The organism is Paenibacillus sp. YSY-4.3, assembly GCF_054767475.1.
The window spans coordinates 748,928-771,003 of the sequence record NZ_BAABMC010000001.1 but is presented as its reverse complement, the minus strand read 5'-3'; the positions used below and the strand labels follow the sequence as shown (position 1 = coordinate 771,003).

General features: G+C 53.7%; 19 protein-coding genes. 6 read left to right on the top strand and 13 right to left on the bottom strand.

Annotation, left to right across the window (positions count from 1 at the left end; all coding sequences use genetic code 11):
- Positions 1-141: 141 nt before the first annotated feature.
- A complete protein-coding gene (locus tag ACYUJT_RS03540) occupies positions 142-1,179 on the top strand; it encodes a YkvI family membrane protein (RefSeq protein ID WP_460318859.1) in 1,038 nt (345 codons plus the stop codon).
- Here ACYUJT_RS03540 and ACYUJT_RS03535 read toward each other — a convergent pair.
- The 3 genes from ACYUJT_RS03535 to ACYUJT_RS03525 are packed head-to-tail and all read right to left on the bottom strand — an operon-like array spanning position 1,176 to position 6,933.
- On the bottom strand, positions 1,176-4,469 hold the full coding sequence (locus ACYUJT_RS03535) for an AAA family ATPase (RefSeq protein WP_460318858.1): 3,294 nt from the start codon (positions 4,467-4,469) through the stop codon (positions 1,176-1,178). The genes ACYUJT_RS03540 and ACYUJT_RS03535 overlap by 4 nt on opposite strands.
- Positions 4,466-5,788, bottom strand: a complete 1,323-nt coding sequence (locus ACYUJT_RS03530; RefSeq protein WP_460318857.1) for a metallophosphoesterase family protein — start codon at positions 5,786-5,788, stop codon at positions 4,466-4,468. Before ACYUJT_RS03530 ends, ACYUJT_RS03535 begins: the two co-directional genes overlap by 4 nt.
- 11 nt (positions 5,789-5,799) lie before the next feature.
- Positions 5,800-6,933 carry a glycosyltransferase family 4 protein gene (locus tag ACYUJT_RS03525; protein WP_460318856.1) on the bottom strand — a complete coding sequence of 378 codons (1,134 nt, stop codon included), beginning with the start codon at positions 6,931-6,933 and terminating at the stop codon, positions 5,800-5,802.
- A gap of 227 nt (positions 6,934-7,160) precedes the next feature.
- Between ACYUJT_RS03525 and ACYUJT_RS03520 the strand changes: the two genes are divergently transcribed.
- A complete protein-coding gene (locus ACYUJT_RS03520; protein WP_460318855.1) occupies positions 7,161-8,618 on the top strand; it encodes an RsmB/NOP family class I SAM-dependent RNA methyltransferase in 1,458 nt (485 codons plus the stop codon).
- A gap of 411 nt (positions 8,619-9,029) precedes the next feature.
- On the opposite strand, the gene ACYUJT_RS03515 is transcribed toward ACYUJT_RS03520, so the two are convergent.
- From ACYUJT_RS03515 to ACYUJT_RS03490, 6 genes are all read right to left on the bottom strand, one after another.
- On the bottom strand, positions 9,030-9,845 hold the full coding sequence (locus tag ACYUJT_RS03515; protein WP_460318854.1) for a Cof-type HAD-IIB family hydrolase: 816 nt from the start codon (positions 9,843-9,845) through the stop codon (positions 9,030-9,032).
- 26 nt (positions 9,846-9,871) lie between these two features.
- Positions 9,872-10,624 carry a pseudouridine synthase gene (locus ACYUJT_RS03510; protein WP_460318853.1) on the bottom strand — a complete coding sequence of 251 codons (753 nt, stop codon included), beginning with the start codon at positions 10,622-10,624 and terminating at the stop codon, positions 9,872-9,874.
- Between the two features lie 5 nt (positions 10,625-10,629).
- Positions 10,630-12,207 carry an RsmB/NOP family class I SAM-dependent RNA methyltransferase gene (locus ACYUJT_RS03505; protein ID WP_460318852.1) on the bottom strand — a complete coding sequence of 526 codons (1,578 nt, stop codon included), beginning with the start codon at positions 12,205-12,207 and terminating at the stop codon, positions 10,630-10,632.
- A gap of 164 nt (positions 12,208-12,371) precedes the next feature.
- On the bottom strand, positions 12,372-12,845 hold the full coding sequence (locus ACYUJT_RS03500) for a DUF309 domain-containing protein (protein ID WP_460318851.1): 474 nt from the start codon (positions 12,843-12,845) through the stop codon (positions 12,372-12,374).
- Positions 12,832-13,650: a GTP pyrophosphokinase gene (locus ACYUJT_RS03495; protein ID WP_460318850.1), complete on the bottom strand. Its 819-nt coding sequence runs from the start codon at positions 13,648-13,650 to the stop codon at positions 12,832-12,834. Before ACYUJT_RS03495 ends, ACYUJT_RS03500 begins: the two co-directional genes overlap by 14 nt.
- A gap of 31 nt (positions 13,651-13,681) precedes the next feature.
- Complete coding sequence (locus ACYUJT_RS03490; protein ID WP_460319755.1) at positions 13,682-14,776, bottom strand: quinone-dependent dihydroorotate dehydrogenase; 1,095 nt, start codon at positions 14,774-14,776, stop codon at positions 13,682-13,684.
- Between the two features lie 187 nt (positions 14,777-14,963).
- Here ACYUJT_RS03490 and ACYUJT_RS03485 point away from each other — a divergent pair, with 187 nt between their 5' ends.
- Positions 14,964-15,095: a hypothetical protein gene (locus ACYUJT_RS03485; RefSeq protein WP_460318849.1), complete on the top strand. Its 132-nt coding sequence runs from the start codon at positions 14,964-14,966 to the stop codon at positions 15,093-15,095.
- Between the two features lie 3 nt (positions 15,096-15,098).
- Here the strand turns inward: ACYUJT_RS03485 and ACYUJT_RS03480 are convergent, their stop codons facing one another.
- From ACYUJT_RS03480 to ACYUJT_RS03470, 3 genes are all read right to left on the bottom strand, one after another.
- Positions 15,099-16,526, bottom strand: a complete 1,428-nt coding sequence (locus ACYUJT_RS03480; protein ID WP_460318847.1) for a L,D-transpeptidase family protein — start codon at positions 16,524-16,526, stop codon at positions 15,099-15,101.
- Between the two features lie 242 nt (positions 16,527-16,768).
- Positions 16,769-17,011: a ferredoxin gene (locus tag ACYUJT_RS03475; RefSeq protein WP_460318846.1), complete on the bottom strand. Its 243-nt coding sequence runs from the start codon at positions 17,009-17,011 to the stop codon at positions 16,769-16,771.
- Between the two features lie 119 nt (positions 17,012-17,130).
- Positions 17,131-18,417, bottom strand: coding sequence for a DNA polymerase IV (locus tag ACYUJT_RS03470; protein WP_460318845.1), 1,287 nt, complete (start codon positions 18,415-18,417; stop codon positions 17,131-17,133).
- Positions 18,418-18,654: 237 nt separating this feature from the next.
- Here ACYUJT_RS03470 and cimA point away from each other — a divergent pair, with 237 nt between their 5' ends.
- Positions 18,655-20,271 carry a citramalate synthase gene (gene cimA / locus ACYUJT_RS03465; protein WP_460318844.1) on the top strand — a complete coding sequence of 539 codons (1,617 nt, stop codon included), beginning with the start codon at positions 18,655-18,657 and terminating at the stop codon, positions 20,269-20,271.
- 108 nt (positions 20,272-20,379) lie between these two features.
- On the opposite strand, the gene ACYUJT_RS03460 is transcribed toward cimA, so the two are convergent.
- Entirely contained in the window at positions 20,380-20,958 is a 579-nt protein-coding gene (locus ACYUJT_RS03460; RefSeq protein WP_460318843.1) for a TlpA family protein disulfide reductase, read from the bottom strand.
- 86 nt (positions 20,959-21,044) lie between these two features.
- Between ACYUJT_RS03460 and ACYUJT_RS03455 the strand changes: the two genes are divergently transcribed.
- Complete coding sequence (locus ACYUJT_RS03455) at positions 21,045-21,560, top strand: M67 family metallopeptidase (RefSeq protein WP_460318841.1); 516 nt, start codon at positions 21,045-21,047, stop codon at positions 21,558-21,560.
- Positions 21,561-21,612: 52 nt separating this feature from the next.
- Positions 21,613-22,044: a MerR family transcriptional regulator gene (locus ACYUJT_RS03450; RefSeq protein WP_460318840.1), complete on the top strand. Its 432-nt coding sequence runs from the start codon at positions 21,613-21,615 to the stop codon at positions 22,042-22,044.
- The last annotated feature ends 32 nt before the right edge of the window (positions 22,045-22,076 follow it).

Sequence of the window (22,076 nt, the reverse complement as noted above, 5' to 3'; positions counted from 1 at the left end):
TCTCGTTTGTAACAAATTAACACATTCATTCCTTCGCTTCAAGCGGGGATTTGCTAAAGGCGGCCGGACAAGATTAGTCATGTCCCATTCCCCTGCAACATACCTTGTACTATATATAGCACATCAGCCAGGGGGAAAACTATGAAAAATGCCTTGAATGTACTTAAAATCGCCTTCACTTATGTCGGTACCGTCGTGGGCGCCGGTTTTGCCACCGGCCGCGAAATATTGCAGTTCTTTACCCAGTATGGAAAATGGGCTGTGCTGACGATCCTGCTGGCGACGTTTCTGTTCATGTGGCTGGGCGCAAAAATGATGCTGCTAGCCCAATCCATCAAGGCTACTTCCTATGAAGATTTAAACCGCCACCTGTTCGGGGACGGCTTCGGCCGGTGGCTTAGCTTTTTTACCATGATCGTCTTGATCGGAGTCAACAGCGTCATGCTAGCTGGAGCAGGATCCGTGTTCGTGGAGCACCTTGGGCTGAACTACCAAATCGGCCTCTGGTTTACCCTGATTGGAACCTTTGTGCTGCTCAGAAAAGGGATCGAAGGCGTCATGCAGCTCAACACCATCGTCGTACCCATGATGCTGTTCCTCTCTATGGCCATTATCGCTTCGACGGCAATCTCGCCGACTGCTATGCGCTTTGTCACCCTGACTACCGATAAAGGCTGGTTCATGGCCTGGGCCTCTCCCTTGTTATATACCGCCTTCAATCTCTCCATGGCCCAAGCCGTGCTCGTTCCGATCGGAGGACACACCTCGGATCGGCGCACGATTATATGGGGAGGAATTGTTGGCGGCGCCGGAATCGGCTTCATGCTGATGGCGGCCCATTTTGCGTTATCGGCCTACATGCCGGGAATTAACCAGTACGAAGTGCCGATGGGCAGCATTGCCGCACAATTGGGCAGCGCCGTCCAACTCATTTACATCCTGTTGATTTTCATGGAAATATTCAGCACCTTCGTGGCCGACGTTTACGGCGTAACCCTTCAGCTCAGGCAGCATTTGCAGGTTCGCCCTTACCTCATTTCCATCGCCGTGCTCATGATTTGCTATGTAACGAGCCAATTCGGATTCAGCTCGCTTGTATCCGTGCTTTACCCGGCCTTCGGCGTCTTTTCCCTGCTCTGGATCTACGCGCTTGCCGTCTATAAACGAAAGCAGGGCTAGCCCATATTCACGATTTGTGCTTCGGGGATTTGTGCCTGAATGCCCTGAACAACATGGGAGTGGCAGGTCATCATAATAATCTGGTGTTTGCAGGCAATCTCCTTGAGAACCGCAATAACTCCTTGCAGACGCTCCGCATCAAAATTAACGAATAGATCATCCAACAGAATCGGAATGCTGCGATGATGGGAGACCGCTTCGGCAAGCGCCAGGCGCATGGACAAATACAGCTGCTCCGCCGTCCCCCGGCTTAGCGCTGCGCTGCCTATCGCTCCATGGTCGCGATGTTCGGCCTGCAGCTCCTGACTGCCCATCTTGAGAACGATGCGCTCATACCGCCCGTTCGTCATCTTTCGCAAATAAGCAGATGCCAACCGCAGCACCTCAGGCTGACGCTCCTCTTCATATACGCGCCGCGCCCGGGATATCAACTCCTGACATACAGCCCTTACCGCATATAGATCTAGCGCATCGCGGAGCGCAGCTTGCTGATCCGCAAGCTTCTGGCTAACATCCTCCTGCCTGCCTCGCCGCTCCAACGCCTCCTGCTCCTGCAGCAGGCGCCCCCTGCGCTCCTGCAGCTCCCGCCAGCTCTTTTCCTTCGCTGCCGCCGCCTCTTCCACCGCCAGCAGACGTTCCTGCAGCTCTTCCTCTGAGCAGCTTCTAAGCAGTGCTTCGAGCTGGCTTTGCTGATCGGTAGCAAGCCCGGAGAACATAACCGTTTCCAGCTGCCGGATTTCTCTCTCCAGCTCAGCGCGGCGGCTGGCCTCTGCGCTGCGGCGCAGAAATTCCTCCCCGTTCGCCGCATTCCCTTCCTTCAGCAGCGCCTGCTCCCGGATTTCGATCCGGCTCAGGCGATCATTCAGCCGCTCCAGCTCTTCCGCGAGCGTCTCGAGCTTGGAGGTGAGCAGCTCGCGCTGGGCGTAAATTTTCTCCGCAACTGAAAGCTGAGAAACCGCTTCGATGACCACTCTGCCTAACGAAGCCTTCTGCAGATCCGCAAATTCAGGCAAGGAGCTCGTGTTGAATGTATGGCTGGACGGGGCAGTACCTGAGTCCTTGTCGGAATCAACTACCTCTGCCTGCGCCGCCGCATCGCGGTCCAAATCGCTGCCTATCGCCTTCACCTCATGTTCGTAAGCCTCATTCGCTGCCGATAGCATGGCCGATCTTACTGTCAGCTGCTCGAGCCGATTCTGCCACTCCCTGCCTTGCTGGGCAAGGCGGAACACGTCAAGCGCTGCCTCAGGGGACAGCTCGGCCGATAGCTTGCGCTCCCGCAGCCATAGCTCCCATTCCCGGGCCAGCTCCCCGAAACCGGCTTCCCGCTTGGCCAGCTCCCGCTCCGAATGCTCACAACGGTCCAGCGCGGCAGCAGCCCGCTGGCGAAGCAGAGCGATGTCCTCTCCAAGCGCGGCATGCCGCTGTTCCCATAGCTGCCAGCGCTCCATCAGTTGGCGCAGCTCCCGCTCGCGGCGATCCCACTCCTCGGGATGCAGTGGCGAAGCAGCCCCATCCGTGCGCCCAGCCGCTGCCAACGGATCGGAGACAAGCCTGTCCAGCAGGGCGCGAAGCCTGGCTTCAGCCCGTGAAGAGTCATCCTCCCCGGGATAGCGGCGGGCTCCGCCTCGGCGATTCGAGTGAGCTGTCCGGCTTATGCCTAGCCATAAGTACATATCAAGTCCGGCAAAAAGCACAAAAGCCGCAAGCAGCCCCCATACCGAGCGGGAGGACAGCCAGATCACCCCGGGGACAGTTACCGTTAAAGCAGCACTGCCTATCAGCAGCTTGCGGTACAGTCCATGAACCCGCTGCCCGGCTAAAGCCTCGGCTTCCTTGGCCCGCGTCTCCCACAGCCGGGATGAGGCATCTTCATGCCAGCGCTCCAGCTCCCGGCTTAACTCGCTCCACGCCTGCCGAATTTCGGCAGGACGCTTCGGCACGAGCATGGCAAATTCTCGCCGGCCCGCTTCCGCACTCTCTTCCAGGCGGGACATCGCCGCCGAATAAGCCTCCTTCGCCGCAGCAGCCTCCTGCGAAAGCTTATGCTGCTCGCTGTGCATGAGCTCCATCTCTTTCTCGTAGACAGCAAAGCGCGTGCCAAATTGACGGACGGCTTCCCGCTCGCCCACCGTTCCGGCGAACGATGTAAGCTCCGCCTCCGTCCAATGCGCATCGATGCTGCGAAGACATTCATCGGCAAGACGCTGGCGCAGCATGCGAAACTCCGCCTGCAGCTCAGCGATTTCTGTCTTGCGCGCCTCATACCCCGTCAATTGCCCCTGCAGAGCCCGCACAGCCTCCGCCTTAGCCAGCAGTGCCAGATTCGGTGTAAGCATGCTGATTTCTGCAGTCATTGCCTCAATCTTACGCCTCAGCTCAGCCTGATCGAGCAGCAGCCGCTCCTTCTCCTCCTGCATCGCATTCCAGCGCGCCGAGCCCTCCTCGGGGAATGTCTCGTACTCGGGCAGAGCCTGCAGCTCAACACGAAGCCTCTCGCGGGTGAGCCAATCCTGGCGGATCAGCGACGCTTTGCTCAGCTTCGCCAGCTCGCGACTGCAAGTCCCGCGCTCCTCTTCGCAGACAGCCAGCTCGCTCCTGACCCGCTCCAGCTCGGCGATCGCCTCATTGTAGCGCGGCAGCAGCTTTCTTGCGGCCTCGGCCTCCTGAGCCAGACGCTCATAGCCTTGCAGCAGCTGAGCCATCTCCTGCGTGCGCCCGCGGGGCCTATAGAGCTTGTCCATCTCCTGACTCAGCTTCTTCTCCCCACGAAGTACGGCCGCCCCGCCGCCGATTCCCGCATGGAACAGGAAGCGGCTCAGCTCCTCCGACTGAAGCGCGGCTACTTCCTGCAGCTCGGTCAGCGAGATGGCAAACAACTGCTTGAACATATCGCTGGACATGCCACCCAATAATTCGCGCTGCATTTCTTCCTGCGCCGCTTCAAACAGCCTGCCCTCGGAATCGGTTCGCGTAATCCGCAACCGCTCGCCCCGCGAGCCCGCCGTCCTGCCGTCTCCTTGCTGCGAGTAACGCTCGATGGTCCAGTGATCGCCTTCCTCGCCAGTGAGGATCAACTGACCGCCATGGGCGCCGCCACGGGTCGGCTCATACCGGAGAGGTCCATACGTCCGCGAGGGGATGCCAAACAGCATGGCCCGCACGAAGCCCAGTAATGTGCTTTTGCCCGCCTCATTCGGTCCATACAGGATGGTGACCGGCCCCTGCAGGTCCAGCTCCAGGCCGCTTAAATGTCCAAACCCGCTTACCTGCAGCTTGTCCAGCCTCATCGCTGGGCACCTCCCTTCGCCTCTTGTTCGGTCAGCAGACTGACCGCCATCTCCGCCGCTTGGCGGACAAGCTCCGCCTTCTCTTCAGCCTCAAGCTCACGAACAAGACGGCGAAGCCTGCGGTCCTCGGCCACCGAAGCAAGAGCGGAACCCACGATCTGCTCCAGCAGTTCTTCCTCCCGCTCTGCCAAGTCCGTCATACGCAGCAGCTCGCCAAGAAAGCTGTCCTCCTGCTTCATTGCCACGAGGTCTGCCTCTGCTCCCGTCTTTATTTTCAAACCCGCCGGCCAAACGATGGAACCGGCCGGGTCAACTCTCTGCCCTTCGCCCTCAAGACGCCGGCTTTCCCTGCGCCGCAATTCCTGAAGCAGCTCCTCCCCCTCGGTTCCCGTTTGCAGCATGCCGTGCAGAGTCCCCCTGCCGGTCAAGATGAGACGCACAACCTGGAGCCTCCCTGCGGATTGCTCCCTCAGCTCCTCCAGCAGCTCTTCGGCCAAATCCCGCAATTGCTCCTCGCTGCTTAGGCCAGCGATGGACAGCTCCGCCTCCAGCCAGCGAACATGGTCGAGCGCCCGGAAGTCCAGTTTGGCCCCTCCATGCTCATCAACATCCACGACATAGCAACCCTTCGGGCCGGTCTCCTTCATGCTGCGTCCTTGCAAATTGCCCGGATAGACAATCCAGGGAGACTCATGCAGAATTTGGCGCTTATGAATATGGCCCAGCGCCCAATAATCGTACCCGCTTTGCTGTAAATCCCGGAGCGAGCAAGGAGAATAGGCATCATGCCCCTCCTGCCCGTCCACATTGGCATGCAGCAGCCCGATATGAAACAGGTCGGACGACGGGGCTCTGCGAAATTGCAATGACGTATTCTCCGTCACCGCAGCGGTTGGATACGATATGCCGCTGACGACCGCTACAGGCTGGCCATCGCTGCGCCGCCGCGCTGTCACGCTCTCCGCCACAGGCCCGAACACCGTGACATGCTCGGGATGCGCCAGACGGAGCCTGCCCGCGTTCAGCGGGTCATGGTTGCCATGGATGACATAGACCGGAATGCCATGGCGGCCAAGCCGATCCCAGGCTTCCCGCAACCGCAGCTGCGCCCGCAGCGATGAATCGGAAGCGTCGTATACGTCCCCGCTCACGACGAGGAAGTCCGCCTCCTCGGCAATCGCCAGCTCTATCAAATGATCTAAAGCGGCGAACGTAGACTCCTGCAATTGTCCGCGCAGCACATCCGGGATGCCGGACATGCCCGCAAAGGGACTATCTAGATGCAGGTCTGCTGCATGAATGAATCGAAATGGAATCATATACCCCTCACTCACTCGCTTGATTGCTTATATTGCAAATAAATATTTTTTAGCTCATCCACAACCCTGTCCAGCGAATAGCAGTTCTTGGCTTTATCCAGCCCTGCATCGGCGAGCCGTGTACGATAATCCTCATCGGTAATGAGCTTCTCCAAAGCCCCGGCCAGCGCCGAGTGATCCCCGGTATGAACGAGCAGGCCATTGACGCCATGTTCGATTTGCTCGGCAATCCCGCCGATCTCCGTTCCTACCAGCGCCAAATTGCACAAAGCGGCCTCGGCAAACACCGAGCCGAAAGCCTCTGCCCGCGACGGCAGCACAAAAATATCGAAGAACGGCATAAATTCCTCAGGATGAAGGGTATAGCCGTAAAAAATCGTTTCATCGTAAATTCCCAATTCCGCAGCCAGCTGCTCCAGCTCCTCGCGGATCGGACCATCGCCGATAATATGCAGCACATAAGCGAGTCCACGCTTTTTCAGCTCGGCGCAGGCCCGCAGCAGCACATCCAGCCCTTTCGCGGGCACAAGCCGGCAGACGGTCACCAGTTGCACAACATCATTATGATGTGGAATAGGCTTGAATCTCTTATTATCGAATCCGTTGTGAATGACCCCGATCTGCTCGGGATGGTCGACGTGGGGAGACAAATATCCGCGAAAAGATTCCGATACCGTAAACATCCGGTCAGCCCGATGCTCCAGCTCCTTGTATAACGAACAGAGGAAGCGATGCTCCGGCCCGCCCTCTTTGATTTTCCTGTTCAGAATCAGCTCCCGCTCGTAACTCGAGTGAATGCTCTGGATGACGGGCGTGTCCGGGTAGACCTCCTTCATCGCTAGCCCGGCGATCGGATGATGCGCATGAATCAAATCGTAGGACTGCTGCAGCCGCAGCTTGGTCCACCACAGATAGTCGCGATAGGTTTGCATATATTTCTGAACGATCGTGCTGTGCTCGTACTGGCGCCAGTCAAAGGTATAGAACTTGATTTCATCCGTTCCCTTGCCCCGGATCCGCTTCGGCAGGGAGAACAGCTCTATGTCCCATTCGGGAGGCTCGAACTTGTCTTGCAGGTAGGGAATCATCGAAGATACGCCCCCAGGCTGCTCTGGAGGGAAGAATAAGGCCTGCAGCAGTTTCATACTCGCTCTCCTTTTCATACTTGTATTCTCTAGTATATTTTTCCTCATAATAACGCTAATGAAAAACGTCGATCGACGTACTTTCTGATACCATAATAAAGTCAACGCTCCTTCAATTATGACACAATAAAGAAGGAACATCCATTCCCCTTTTTAGATCAAATCCCCTTGTGGTAAAATTTCCGAAGTACATTTTTATACCAAAAAAAAGGAGTTTTCAGAAGCTTATGTCCATAACTGCATTGCCGGAATGCTTCCGTGAACGCATGATTTCGATGCTCGGAGAGGAAGATGGGCAAACGTTCCTTAACAGCTATGCGATGCCCCGAACATACGGACTGAGGATCAACACGCTGAAAATCAAGCCCGGATCAGCGGCAGAGCGCGCCATCAAGCAGCGCTTCGAACTGGAGGGCATCCCTTGGTGCGAGGAAGGCTATTATTACGATGAGGATAACCGCCCAGGCAAGCATGCTTACCATGCCGCGGGATTATATTATATTCAAGAACCGTCCGCGATGTCTGCCGTCGAGCTGCTGGACCCTCAGCCCGGGGAGACCGTGCTGGATCTGGCGGCTGCCCCAGGAGGCAAGACGACGCAAATCGCGATGAGAATGGGCGGCAAAGGCCTGCTCATCAGCAACGAAATCCACCCCCAGCGCGCGAAAATATTAGCGGAGAACGTCGAGCGCTTCGGCGTACGCAACGCGGTCGTTACGCAGGCGACTCCGGGCGAGCTGTCCGCACGCTTCCCGCTCGCCTTTGACCGGATCATGCTCGATGCACCGTGCTCCGGCGAAGGCATGTTCCGCAAGGACCCGAGTGCGGTTTCCGAATGGTCGGAGCAATCCGTGGAATTTTGCGCGGCAAGGCAATGGGACATTCTGCAGGATGCCGTTGCGATGCTTAAGCCTGGAGGCCGGCTCGCCTACTCGACCTGCACCTTCAACCAGCAGGAGAACGAAGAGACCGTCGCACGGCTGCTCGCGCATTATCCCGACATGACGCTGGTGGAGGAGAAACGGATTTGGCCGCATCGGCAAAAAGGCGAAGGGCATTACGTCGCATTGCTGCAGCGCAAGAGCGAGGTTGACGTAGATACAGGAGCGATACCGGCTTCCTCTCCAACATTCCGCTCCGAACCGGATAAAATTCGTGCCAAGAGCAAACCGCGCGGCAAAAAACACAGCGAAGGAGATAGCGCTGGGAAGAATACGGCGGCCGCGTATGAGGCTTTCACCGACTGGGCGAGAAGCGAGCTTCCCGGCCTCGGCGCACTGCTCGGGGATAGCGAAGGAATGCCGATTTCATTCGGGGAATCCTTGTATTTGCTGCCGTCCAGCTCAGGTTTGCAATTATCCCCTGATAGCCTTGCTGGCCTGAAAATCCCTCGTGCTGGCCTCCATTTGGGAGAGTACAAAAAAGGGCGCTTCCAGCCTGCTCACGCACTGGCCATGGCCATAACCCCTAGCGATGCCGCTCTTACCTGGACGCTGAATCCGGACTCGCCTGAACTGGCTGCTTATTTGCACGGGGACACTTTGGCGGTTCCTGGTAATTACCGCGGCTGGTGCCTCGTTACGGTGGAATGCGATGGAGACAGCTTCCCGCTCGGCTGGGGCAAAGCGAGCGGCGGCCAGCTTAAGAACCATCTGCCGAAGGGGCTGCGCCAGCTGTCGGTGTAACCTGCTACTCTCAGTAGACTGTGGACTAATGCCACTATCCCGCGGCCTTCACCCATTCTAATAGTTCAACATATCTAAATGGATTAATAGTAGTTAGTTTCTGCGGCCAAGAAGGAAATGTTGATTTAAATGTATTTCATGCCGTTAGAAGAAGAGAGATGGCCATTATAGGCTAAATTCTTGATTTTAACTGCATTAAATCCACCTAATCCTCTTTTTCATTAGTTTAGAGCATAATTAGATACATGAATTCCATTTAGTGTCCGACAGTTTATTTAAGGGAAAAAATGGATTCTAGAGAAACGGAAAGCTTTCAGAAAGAAAGGGCCGCCCCACAGTCATCTAAGATGACTTTTGGGACAGCCCCTTTTCACTTGCACAGCGTCAGCCGGCGGCCGAAACTTGTCAAACTTAACGCAGAGATTCCTCGAAGCAGTATTGCTCAAGCGCCAGCTTCACGCCCTCCTCGTTGTTCGAAGCCGTGACCGCTTTAGCAGCCGCCTTAACCTCCAGCGGCGAGTTGTCCATTGCGATGCTGAGCCCGGCATAGGTAAGCATCGAAATATCGTTGTAATAATTGCCGACAGCCATGACGTTCTCCGCCGGAATCCCCCGCTTCTCCGCCAATTTCCGCAAGGCAGCGCCTTTGGAGGAATCTTTGTGGGTGATGTCAATGAAGAAGTCGCCGCTGCGCAGAACATTAAATTCCGAGTTATCCCACTTGCTCCAGTCGGCATACACTTTATCCATCTGTTCCTTTTGGCCGGTCACGGTCACTTTCACGATGGGCTCGCTTAGATCGGCCCAACGCGGCAGCTCCTTAGGCACCATCATGTACTGTTTGTACATATCGAGCGCCTCCTGGCTAAGGCCGGCTGCACCTTGAACATAAAGCGCGAAAGTCGTGTTCACGTCAAAGTGGACGCCGTTATCCCGGCAGTAGTCCAAATAAGGAGTCAGAGCCAGCGGGCTGATCTCGAACTCATGGACGATCTCCAAGGTTTCAATGTTGACCGTTGCCGCCCCGTTATGTGTAATGACATAACCACGCAGACCCATTTGCTTCATGAACGGTATAGAGTTCCCCGGAGCACGGCCGGTGCAGAGAACGAATTCCGTGCCCTGCTCCGCAATTTTCTTGATCGTCTCCGCCGTTCCAGGCGTCAGTTCGTGATCATCGTTCAACAATGTACCGTCTACGTCCAAAGCGATCAGTTTGTATCTCATCTCCATGTCTCCTTTGTTTATCTATACTATTTCTTGTACATCTTGAGCATTTCCACCTCGGCCTCTGTCAGCTCCCGGTACGAACCGAGTACTAAGGAATCATCGAGCTTGAGCGGTCCCATGCTTATACGCTTCAAATATTCGACCTTCGACCCTGCGGCCATGAACATCCGCTTCACCTGATGGAACTTTCCCTCGGAAATGGTCAACCGGATGCGGGACATCATGCCCTCTTCCAGGCGCTCATGCTCCAGCACCTCCAGCTCTGCCGGCAAGGCGACGTAGCCGTCATCCAATGTAACCCCTTCGCGGAACAGCGCGATTTCCCGCTCCCCGATCTCTCCGAGCACATGAGCCTCGTACGTCTTCGGCACATGCTTGCGCGGCGACAACAGATCATGGGCCAGCTGTCCGTCATTGGTCAGCAGCAGAAAACCTTCCGTATCCTTATCCAGACGTCCCACCGGAAAAGGATCGAACACGCGCAGCTCCGCCGGAATCAAATCCAGCACCGTTCGCTCCCGGTAATCCTCCGTCGCGGATATGACGCCTTGCGGCTTATTCAGCATCAAATAAACGAACTCGCGGTACTGGATACCCTCCCCGTCTACATTGATGCTGTCCTCGTAAGGATTGGCCTGAATACCGCTATCCTTGAGAACAACTCCGTTTAGCATGACTCTGCCCTGCTTCACCATCTTCTTGATATCCGATCTCGAGCCATAACCGAGATGGCCGAGTATTTTATCCAACCTTTGCGTTTTCTTGCCTTTGCTCACGTTTCCTATGTCCACCTCCACCCTGCGGGATATTCGTTCTTGAGCATCCCGTCTAGCCATTTCCCCCAACCTAGCGATACGCCGTCAACGCAGACCAGCACGTATCCTTTAGGGAAACCCTGGATACCCCGGCATTCGATTCTTGATGCCGGGACATTCAGGGTTTCCCCTTTAAGATACCTGACGGCTTCGCTGTTCTCTTGGGATAAATTCAATACCCGGTTTGCTTCCCCGGCCGATAAGGCCGTCGCAAGCGGATGACCCGGGGCAAACCGGCCGTTCTTCACCGTGCCGGCATACCAACCGGGGCGCACGGTCTTCAGTCCGGCTAGCTGCTCCTTCATCAGCGGGGACAAATAGACATGGCCGCCGAACAACAGCGGCTGCCCAGGGAGCTTCGCGGTCAAATGCTCGCTCGTAAATTGCTGCCAGCAGTCCAGAAGCTCCCGCTCGCCGGGCACCTTTCCGGCATTCTCCCGACCTTTGGATGTCTTGTCCCTATGATGGCCCGCATGCTTCCGGTTCGTTTTGCCTGCCTTGCTGCCAGTGTCTGCCTGCGGCTCTCTGCCGCACACGGATAGCTGCCCGCCAGCCACTCCTTCGGCCAAACCCTCCCGGCTTACTGCAGGACCCTTATGCTGCAGCACGGCCAGGAAATGCCCCTCGCCTTCAACCTGATGCGGCCACAGCCTGCCGCACTGAGCGGTCAGGCTAGCGGCTTCCGAGGAGAAGGCTGCATCACCGCCTTCCGCATTCAACCGGTACAGCCACTCCGGACGACCTGGCGAGAAGCCGGGTTCCTTCGGCAGCGGAACAAGCTCAAAATCCGTATGCCGACACAGAAACCAGGCGATCATCGCCTCATTTTCTTCAGGAGCAAATGTACAGGTTGAATACACAATTCTGCCGCCCGGCGCCAGCATGGCCGCAGCGGATTTCAGGATGTCCTTCTGCATCATGGTGCACTTAGAGGTAGAGTGAACCTCCCACTGCCGAGCCATATCCTCGTCCTTGCGGAACATGCCTTCTCCGGAGCAAGGGGCGTCGATCAGAATTTTATCGAAATATGCCGGGAAGGAATCGGCTATACGCTCCGGCGACTCATTCAGCACTACGGCGTTGCGGGCACCGTACAGCTCGATATTTTTAGCCAGAGCCTTGGTTCGGTCCGCGTGTATGTCGTTGGCCACTAGCACGCCTTCCCCTTGCAGCTTGGCCGCAATTTGCGTCGTTTTGCCTCCGGGTGCGGCGCATAAATCCAACACTCTCTGACCGGGCGTGACATCAAGCATTTCCACCGGTGCCATCGCGCTGGGCTCTTGAATATAATACAGCCCCGCATGATAATACGGATGCTTTCCCGGCTTCAGGCCTTCCTTGACGTAGAATCCGGTGGGGCACCAGGGCACTGGCTTCAGTTCAAACGGAGAAATGTCAAGGAACGACTCAACGCTTATTTTAAGCGTGTTGACCCGAATACCGACGTAACGGGGATTGTCATAAGAGGATAGAAAAGCGCCGTAATCGCTGCCCAGCAGCAGCTGCATCTTTTCCAAAAAAGCCATCGGTACATGAACTGCCATATATTGAACCATCCATCCTTATTAAGAATATGTCTATTGTAACATACCAATATCATCAGATTGTAAAGCAATACGCCATCCCCGTCCAGCCTTCACCAGACGAACTGCAATCCACAATACAAAAAAGCCCTTACACCATACTTCGCATGAAAGGGCCATATTATTCACTTGGTCTTGCCCTGCATCCTCAGCTCATGCTTGGCGCCTCGCTGAGGCCCCCTGCGCTGGGGAATGTTGGGTTTTATTTCCGATGATGCCTGCTTCACAAGCTTCGATAAGTGCTCATCCAGTATTCCGATCTTCAAATCATAATAAGGAAAGGGGGATTGCTCATAATTCGCCAACTGAGCGGCATACGCCCTAGTCTCGTCAAGCAGCTTGCCAAGATTGATGCCGAGGGAATCCGGAGGATAAGGGCAGAGCCTCTGTGCAGCGGACTCCATCATTTTCCTCCCTCCGGTCACATTCCTATTGCGAAAATGGTACAGACCGACCGCAACCTGCAGCAGCCCCTTATATAGCGGATCCTTATCCCGCTCCAGCCACAGTTCCTCCATAACTTCATGGCATTCGAAGTAATCCTGGTCACGGTTGAAATAGATCAGGAAGGCTACATACAGAGGATCATACGTTGTCATCGTCGAGCTCCAACGCTTTTTTGGCCGTCTTGATTTTTTGCGTGACCTCGGTATGCATGTCCTTTAACCCATCCATATCACGTGCTTCCCATAGCTCGTTGAAACGCTGCTGGGCCTCGATGGCCTCTGTAACCCGATGGTAAAAATAGAGCTGATGGATCGCCCCCAATAGATGGTTCACGATGCTGGACTCATCCTCGAAGCTCTTCTGCGCCAGCAGAATCTCCTCGCGAATGCTGGACATTTCATTATCGAGAACAAAAGCAGCCTCTGCAGCCTTCTTCAGCCTGCTGCGCATGTCATCGGGCAGGCTCTCCCGATATTTGTAATTCAAGGAGTGCTCAATCGTCGCCCAGAAGTTCATGGCGAGTGTGCGAATCTGGATTTCCGCCAGCACGTTCTTGAGTCCTAGGGCAGTCTGGACCGGATATTCGATAATCATATGAAAGCTGCGATAGCCGCTTTCCTTATAATTCGTAATATAGTCCTTCTCGTAGATCACCTTAAGATCCTTACGGGCCCGAATATATTGAGCTACTCTGCGAATGTCCTCGACGAACTGGCACATAATGCGAATGCCGGCAATATCCTCAATCCCCTGCTCCAGCTGATCCATCGGAACGTTCAGTAGCTTGGCTTTATCGAGAATGCTTGATATTTTCTTAACCCTTCCGGTAACAAATTCGATCGGGGCGTACTCCTCCAGCTTCTTGAGCTCGGAGCGCATCGTTTTGAACTTGACCTTCAACTCTTCGACCGTTTGCTCGTATGGCAGCAAAAATGCTCCCCAGTCTCTACTATCCATTCCACTGTGCCTCCTGTCTTCTGTGGCCCGGTTAGCGATGATCTGCTCCTACTGCTTCGGAAATATGGCTAAATCCGTCGCGGCGCAGCAGGTCCAACAAACCGCGATGCACTTCCCGATTCAGCTCGGGACCTTCGTAAATTAAAGCGGTATATATTTCTACCAGACTGGCGCCAGCACGAATTTTCTCATAGGCATCCTCAGCGTTAAAAATTCCGCCGGAACCGATAATCGGAAGTTTCCCTTCCGTCAATCGATAGACATGAGAAATAATCTCCGTCGCTCTCTCCTTCAGCGGCTTTCCACTGAGACCCCCGGTTTCCTGTGCGTGCTGATGCGTAATGCCTTCACGCGAGATCGTCGTATTGGTAGCTATAATTCCCGACACGCCGCTATTCATGATCGTCTGTACCATGAATTCCAACTCCGTCATGCTGACGTCCGGGGCGATCTTCACGAGAACATGCTTCTTCTTGCCATGCTTCGCCGCCTGATTCGCCATCTCGCTTTGCACTGCTTCCAGCAAGGACGCCAGTTCGCTGCCATGCTGAAGATTACGCAGATCGGGCGTATTCGGCGAACTGATATTTACTACGAAGAAATCCGCATGCGAATAAAGCGCTGCAATGCACTTCTCATAATCAACATGGGCCTCTTCGTTGGGAGTGGCCTTATTCTTGCCGATATTGACCGCAACCGGAATCCGTCTGGTCCGCAGTGCTTCAAGCTGCGAGGCCATATAATCCGTGCCCTGGTTGTTGAATCCCATGCGGTTAATCAGCGCTTCCTGCGGTTTAAGGCGGAACAGCCTCGGCTGCTCATTTCCCGGCTGGGCCTTCGGCGTAATGGTCCCGACCTCCATAAATCCAAAGCCGACGGCCGAGAACGCCTCTACCGCTTCCCCATTTTTATCCAGGCCGGCGGCCAGCCCTACTGGAGTAGGGAAATGAATATCGAATAAATCGACAGCCAGCTCCGGAACTTCTTTGACTCCGTACATTCCGTGCAGTAAAGGAATAAATCCCGGCACTCTCGCTGCCTTATGTAATCCTCCGATCATAAGATGGTGAGCCTTCTCAGCATCCAACCGGAAAAATAAATGCTTCCCAATATTGCGATACAACACGTCTAACTTCACTCCGTTCATCACTTATGCCATACAATGCCTTGCTTTTTAGTTTATCGTTTTCTCGCTCAAAAGAAAAGTTCAACCTCATGAAAACGTAACGAATGAGGTGATAGCATTTTAAAATGAAAGCTATTACAATAAATATGTAGCTCTCTGAACAATATAGAAGGGAATGATTGTTGTCATGGCTGCCAAACGCAAACCGCCGACACTCCAGCAGAAAAAAGAGGAAGTGAACAGAAAAGGGCTCATCTGGGCTATTTCCATCGTTGCTGGGCTCATTATACTGTTTACGCTAGCACTCGTATTCAAATAATGGCTAATGCAGCCAGCGATACGTCCGGTGAGGATTGCTCTGATCCTGCCTGTCCCCAAGCGTAAACCGCTTTGCCGGGGTAAGGTCCTGATCGGGCAGCCCTCCCTTGCCTATCGTCACCTTCGTTCCGACCGGAAGCAGGTCGAACAGCTCCTCAACATCCTTTCTCCCCATCCGGACGCAGCCCAGTGATTCATCGCCGCCAATGCTGTCCGGCTCGTTCGTGCCATGGATCGCGTAATTCGTATCGGACAGCTGCATTCCCCGGCTGCCGAACTCCCCGGCTGACTTGCCGTTCGGATTCACGACCTTATCTGTAATGCGAAATGTCCCTTCCGGCGTTTTATCGCCGCCAAGCCCAACCTGGTAACTTCTTAGAATTACCGAACCGCTTACCACTGCCAAACGATAATTGCTTGTATCGACGATCACCTCAAGCGGCTGGGCAAAAAATCTGTCGTTATAATCGGCCTTCTCCGCCATGGTAATGCTGGATTCGCCCTGGCCCGCCTTTCCGCCTGTATGCTGCTCCCGCTGCGCAAGCTTCTGCTTCAGCGGCGCAAACGCTTCCTTCATATGATCATTGGTTCCTGCCAGCCAGTTGTTCGGAAATGGCTGCGTCAGATCGTCCAAACTGCTCGGCCAGTTCCCTTTCTTCTCTTTATATCGCAACATCGCTGAGGAGAGTACGGCCAGAGACTCCTGCCGCCTGATCCACTCCTCCGCCTCCCCCTTCAAATGGCCTGAGTCTGGCGGCTTGCAGAGGCATGCCTCCGGGTCATAGGACTGCACGCTGGTCTGGCCGCCGCCTAGCGGCTCAATTCCATAAACGACCGGCATCTTGTGGGACCAATTTAGCCATTTTCCTTTTTTGTCCATTCCGAGCACAGCCTGATAGCGGCTATCCGTTTCGTTTCCTCGCAGCAGCCCGCCTATATCGCCGGTCACTCCTCTGCCACCAGGGACATAACCGATCGCTGTGAACTTCGGGGTATCCTTCTCCGGCTCAGTAAGAACAGGCGATGTATCCGCTTCCGGTTTGAGCTTATCCGGCTCATCCTGCCCAGAAGCGCTTTCCGCTTGCCCGAGATCAGATTCCGGGACCCTAGCCGCCATTTTACCGGGAGCTTGTGCAGAAGGATGCCACAGAAACAGCAGAAGAAGCAAAATGAAGCCCGCCTTGCGCAGCAGGCGGCTGCGCTGCTCCTGTCTGCGCGACTCCTGAAGGATGCCCGCCTCATACCCCATCCATAAATCCTCGGGTATTTTGCTGGCCTCGAACGCTTCGTATACGCTTCCTGCCTGAATGTAGCAATAATGAGCTTTGCCTTCCTGGCCGCTTTGTTCATATTCTTTGCCAAGCAAATACCAAGCCATTTTATTGTTTGGGTGGTTCTCGACGTATTTTTTGAGGTAAGCCGAATTTTTCATCGTAAACCTCCATTGAGATCAACTTGTGATTGTATGCATGAACAACCTCTTTATTTAATATATCGGCTGCGGAGCGCTTGTTTCAAACCATTCTTTTGAAATGGTCAAATTCATGACCTAATACCTAGTATATCTGCAGCCGTGATAGACCTGAAGCGGTCAAAGACAGCAAAAAGCATCCCGTGCCATCAACGGCGGGATGCTTCTCCAAAAGCGTGATGTAGATCGGTCTTTCTGTGCTGTTAACCTTCCATATTGAACGGAGTATCTGCAATCTTGATGGAATCCGTCGGGCACCCGTCAGATGCATCCTGAAGGTCATCGTGCAAGTCGTCCGGAATTTCCGTTACACCGCGGTTACCATCACTGTTGTAGATAACTTCGGCCAAGCCTTCATCGTCGTAATCGTAAATATCCGGTGCCGTAGCGCCGCAAGCGCCGCAAGCGATACAAGTATCTTTCTCTACCCAAGTATATTTCGCCATCTTTATCTGCCTCCTGATAAACGGTACAAGTGCGGTGAATTGCTACCACCATGACCAATATAATATAAAAAGAAAGCAATTTCAAATCATTTGTTACCATTTTCCATTGATAATTATTATCATTCCTCCCGATTTTCCCGGAGAAAATCCGTTTGAAGCGAAGTTCCGCGGATTTTATGATTCCGAATCAGGGCGGAAGGATCATCGCTGAGCATGCCGGCCGTCAGGATGGCATCCTCGCCGAACTTGTCCCGGAGCAAATCCATCGTTCTGGTCAGCGATTCCTTCTTCGGCTGCTGCTCGTAATCGAACAAATCTAGCTGTAGGGCCGAGTCCTCCCTGGGAACTAAATTTTGCAGCGTAATACCGAGCAGCCTAACCGGCTTACCATGACCCCAGTGACGAAGATACAGCTCGCAGGCCTCCTTATAAATTTCATCGGCCTGTTCTGTCACGTTCCCGAGGGTCTGGGAACGAGTTATCGTCTTCATGTCCGGCGTCCTGATCGTGATTTGCACCGTTTGCGCCATTAGCTTCTGGCGGCGTAGGCGCCTGGTCACCTGATCTGCCAAATTAAGCATGACCCGTTTCACTTCTTCCAGCTCAGTCAGGTCTTTCGGGAGCGTCGTCGTGTGCCCGATCGATTTATTCTTCTCCCGCTCCTCCTGTACCGGCGAATGGTCAATGCCATGCGCAGCCTGCTTCATCCATAGGCCGACGACGCCGAAGCGTTCCGACAACAGCCGCTCGTCGGCCGCAGCCAGCTGACCGAGCGTATATATCCCCATCTTCTTCAGCTTCTCACCCGTTTTGCGGCCGATGCCGAACAGCTCGCTGCACGGCTTGTCCCATAGCAGCTCAGGAACATCGCGCAAACGAAGCACCGTGATGCCATTTGGCTTCTTCATATCCGAGGCCATCTTGGCCAGCAGCTTGTTCGGAGCGATGCCTACGGAGCAGGGCAATCCCAGCTCTATGGCGATGCGAGACTGGATTTCCCCCGCAATCTCGAGCGGGGTGCCGAACTGCTTCGAGCCAGTGATGTCCAAATAGCACTCATCAATTGAGGTCGCCTGCAGCAGCGGGGTATACCGGTATGCAATATCCATGAATGCCCGGGAGTAACGGCGGTACAAATGGAAATCTGGGGCGATCAGAATGAGTTTGGGATATTTCCTTAGACCCTCCCTCACCGTCATTCCTGTGCGGATTCCCATCGCCCTGGCCGCGTAAGAGCAAGTAACGATCACGCCTTTGCGTAATTCCACGCTTCCCGCCACGGCCGTCGGTTTGTTCCGGTATTTCTCCGGCTCCTCGGCCTCATGAACAGAGCAATAAAATGCGTTCATATCGATGTGAAGCACAACCCTGCCGTTCACAGGATAATATTCGTCGATATTCCTCACTAGTGTTCCCTCATTTTATTTAAACTAAAACATGAATGTTCACGCCTTACACCGTGTTTTCTTTTAAAAAAGCATACCTTTAAGGACGGATTGGGTCAACAACCCTTGTGCAATTTCATAAAAACGGTGTTACATTTAAATTACAGATGCTATAATTAGAAATTATACTAAACAGAAGAATTTATACTAATCAGAGAGCTCACACTCAGATGATATCCAAAGGGGGACATTTTCATCATGTCAAAGGCTGTAACCATCTTCGACACAACATTACGCGACGGCACTCAGGGAGAGGGCATTAGCCTGTCTGCGGACGATAAGTTGAAGATAGCCAAGAAGCTGGATCAACTGGGTGTTCATTATATCGAAGGCGGCATTCCTGGAAGCAACAGTAAAGATATCGAGTTCTTCAAGCGAGTTCAGGAACTTGGATTATCCGCAACAGTTACCGCTTTCGGCAGCACCCGGCGCAAAGACAGCATCGCCGAGCATGATCCTAACTTGAAACGCATCCTTGAATCCGGTGCCAAAGCCACATCGTTGGTCGGCAAATCATGGGACTTTCATGTGCATACCGCTCTCCAGACGACATTAGAAGAGAACCTGGCTATGATCTACGATTCGATCGCCTATTTGAAGCGGCAGGGCATGGAAGTTCTGTTCGATGCCGAGCATTTCTTTGACGGCTACAAGAACAACCCGGAGTATGCTCTCGCCGTCATGCGCAAAGCGGAGGAGGCCGGCGCAGACTGGCTCGTCATGTGCGATACGAACGGCGGCACCATGCCGCATGAAGTACATGACATCGTCTCTGTCCTGGCCGGACGCGTAACGACCGCTAGGCTTGGCATCCATACCCATAACGACTGTGAATTGGCCGTAGCCAACGCCTTAAATGCTGTACGGGCAGGTGCCGAGCAAGTCCAAGGCACGATGAACGGATACGGGGAACGTTGCGGCAATGCCAACCTGTGCTCCATCATTCCGAACCTGCAGTTGAAGCTGGGCTACGATGTCATCGAGCCGGAGCAGCTGCAGCAGCTGACCAATACGGCCCGTTATGTTGGCGAAATCGCAAACGTTCATATGCCTGTGGGACAACCGTTCGTCGGAACAGCGGCATTCGCCCATAAAGGCGGCATCCATGTCTCGGCCATTCTGCGCGATTCCCGGACCTATGAGCATATTGCTCCGGAGACCGTCGGTAACCGGCAGCGTGTTCTCGTATCCGAGCTGGCCGGACAGAGCAATATTTTGTCTAAGGCGCAAGAAATGGGCATCAAATTCGACCCGGAGAACGAAGAGACCCGGCAGGTCATTTCCAAAATCAAAGATTTAGAGCACCAAGGCTACCAGTTCGAGGGCGCAGACGCTTCCCTGGAGCTGCTGCTTCGTCAGGCTAACGGCGAGATGAAAGAGCTGTTCGTCTTTGAATCCTTCAAAATGCTCGTCGAGAAGTCTGCAGGAAGACCGGTTGTCTCGGAAGCCTTCATCAAGCTGAACATCGACGGTAATAGCCTTTTTACAGCTGCGGAAGGCAACGGTCCGGTGAACGCGCTCGACAATGCCCTGCGCAAAGCATTGATTTCTTACTATCCTGCATTGAAGAACATTCACTTGTCCGACTATAAGGTCAGGGTGCTCGATGATAAAGATGCGACAGCTTCCAAGGTCAGAGTCCTGATTGAATCGAAAGACGCTGCCAATTCGTGGAGTACGGTCGGCGTATCCGGCAACGTTATTGAAGCGAGCTGGGAGGCGCTTGTCGACAGCCTGCGTTACGCCCTGCTCGGCCAGACCAAAATGGAGCATGAAGAGGTTGTATCTGCAAGCCAAGGTTTAGTCAACCATTAATCCAATGATAATCTGATCGGCAAAACCGATAGAATAGCGCCGGAAGGCCCGGAGTTCCTTTGTTTTAAGGACTCCGGGCCTTCCGGCATTCCATTCTTACGATGGATTTTACGAGGATTGCAGCAGCTTCTTGATTTTGGCCTCCAAGTCTTTCGGCGGAAGTATGCCCACGATTAAATCTTGGATCACGCCGTTCTTGTCAATCAGCACGTTTGTTGGAAAGGCCACGCCGTTGAATTTCTTGTAGGCCTCTTCCTTCTTGTCCAACAGCACCGGGAAATCAATTCCGTATTCCTTGACGAAGGCCTCAGCCTTCTCAACTGTGTCATACGCCGTGACATTGACCCCGTAAATGTCCAGTCGATCGCCGTATTTCTCGTACAGCTTAACGAGATCAGGAGCTTCATCTTTGCAGGGATCGCACCAGGAAGCCCAAAAATTAACCAGTACCGGCTTATCCCGTTCTCCCCCCACCTTATAGGTGTTTCCATCCAGTCCGTTCAAGACGAAGGACGGGGATGAAGAGCCTGGCTTGGGAGCTCCTTCTGCGATCGCAGCGCCCAAGGTTTTCGTTTCTTTATTACTGCCGACGCCCATGAAAGAGAGCAGCTCGTTTCCATAATTTTGGTACAAGGCGACCCCGAGCAAGACGATCAGGAGCGCAAAAATAGGTATATTTTTTCTCATGTATGTTCATCCTTTGCTATTTGTATATGTTATTGTACCCTGTTTACCCGTTTTGTTACAAACCGAGGATTGAGGTATTACGATCTATGAACGAACACTTTCAGGAGCTTGCCCCCTATCCCAAGTGGGTCATCCTTCCATTTGTATATGAGCAGCTTGAAAAAGACAGTCTAGCCCGTTTTCCTCACGAGGCCTGCGGGGTTCTGCTGGGAGAAATGACAGCCGAAGCAGCAGTCATAGCCAGCTATGTTCCGCTAACTAATGCTTCTGCCCAGCCGGACCGGCATTTCTCGCTGGAGCCCCAGGAATGGGTCAAATACTGCTATCATCCGCAGCTGTTAGGCCTGTTTCATAGCCACCCCTCTGCTCCGCCTATCCCTTCGGCGACCGATTTGCAGCAGCTGCCCTTATTTGCCAGCCTTCTCAAATTGTATGTCATCGGTTCTTGCTGGGGAAACGAACCGATAGCCGGACATACTGCCGCGAATAACCGGCCCAGCTTTACGCTGCAAGGGTATGAATTGATAGGCAGTGATAGTAACTATAGATTGGAAAGCATAACGTTTGACTGTATAGTTGCCGATCAGGTATCATTATTTTAGAAATATAAATATATACTAAATATATCCTTAGGAGTGAGGTGAGCCTACCAGGATGAAACTATACAGAATCGGCGAATTAGCCAAAGCTGCCAGCGTAAGCGAGAGAACAATCGATTACTATACCAAGCTGAAGCTCATTGCGCCGGAAGCGCGCACTCAGAAAAACTACCGTTTGTATAGCGCTGAAACCTTGAACCGTTTGAAACGTATTAATGAATTAAAACAGGAGAAGTATACATTAGAGGAAATTCGCTCGAAGCTGGAGTTGTGGAATAAAGTAAGCCACGAGGAGCAGGTTACGGAGAAATTGACCTCCCTCGAAATCCATATGCAAAGACTGGAACGGGAAGTCAAGGAGCTGGAGCCGCTCATTTCTAACATGAAGCCAGGCCAAGCTAGAAAGATGTTCTCCAGTCTCATGCCTCAAAGCCTCGCCTGCATCGATGCATTATATCTTCTAATCAACCAAGGGCCATTTACGTAAAAGTACTGATCAATTATTACAACAGGGGGATT

Bases quoted from the DNA above. Each gene is read 5' to 3' on its own strand.
- ACYUJT_RS03540 (WP_460318859.1), top strand. From the start codon at position 142: ATGAAAAATGCCTTGAATGTACTTAAAATCGCCTTCACTTATGTCGGT.
- ACYUJT_RS03535 (WP_460318858.1), bottom strand. From the start codon at position 4,469: ATGAGGCTGGACAAGCTGCAGGTAAGCGGGTTTGGACATTTAAGCGGC.
- ACYUJT_RS03530 (WP_460318857.1), bottom strand. From the start codon at position 5,788: ATGATTCCATTTCGATTCATTCATGCAGCAGACCTGCATCTAGATAGT.
- ACYUJT_RS03525 (WP_460318856.1), bottom strand. From the start codon at position 6,933: ATGAAACTGCTGCAGGCCTTATTCTTCCCTCCAGAGCAGCCTGGGGGC.
- ACYUJT_RS03520 (WP_460318855.1), top strand. From the start codon at position 7,161: ATGTCCATAACTGCATTGCCGGAATGCTTCCGTGAACGCATGATTTCG.
- ACYUJT_RS03515 (WP_460318854.1), bottom strand. From the start codon at position 9,845: ATGAGATACAAACTGATCGCTTTGGACGTAGACGGTACATTGTTGAAC.
- ACYUJT_RS03505 (WP_460318852.1), bottom strand. From the start codon at position 12,207: ATGGCAGTTCATGTACCGATGGCTTTTTTGGAAAAGATGCAGCTGCTG.
- ACYUJT_RS03500 (WP_460318851.1), bottom strand. From the start codon at position 12,845: ATGACAACGTATGATCCTCTGTATGTAGCCTTCCTGATCTATTTCAAC.
- ACYUJT_RS03495 (WP_460318850.1), bottom strand. From the start codon at position 13,650: ATGGATAGTAGAGACTGGGGAGCATTTTTGCTGCCATACGAGCAAACG.
- ACYUJT_RS03485 (WP_460318849.1), top strand. From the start codon at position 14,964: ATGGCTGCCAAACGCAAACCGCCGACACTCCAGCAGAAAAAAGAGGAA.
- ACYUJT_RS03480 (WP_460318847.1), bottom strand. From the start codon at position 16,526: ATGAAAAATTCGGCTTACCTCAAAAAATACGTCGAGAACCACCCAAAC.
- ACYUJT_RS03475 (WP_460318846.1), bottom strand. From the start codon at position 17,011: ATGGCGAAATATACTTGGGTAGAGAAAGATACTTGTATCGCTTGCGGC.
- cimA (WP_460318844.1), top strand. From the start codon at position 18,655: ATGTCAAAGGCTGTAACCATCTTCGACACAACATTACGCGACGGCACT.
- ACYUJT_RS03460 (WP_460318843.1), bottom strand. From the start codon at position 20,958: ATGAGAAAAAATATACCTATTTTTGCGCTCCTGATCGTCTTGCTCGGG.
- ACYUJT_RS03455 (WP_460318841.1), top strand. From the start codon at position 21,045: ATGAACGAACACTTTCAGGAGCTTGCCCCCTATCCCAAGTGGGTCATC.
- ACYUJT_RS03450 (WP_460318840.1), top strand. From the start codon at position 21,613: ATGAAACTATACAGAATCGGCGAATTAGCCAAAGCTGCCAGCGTAAGC.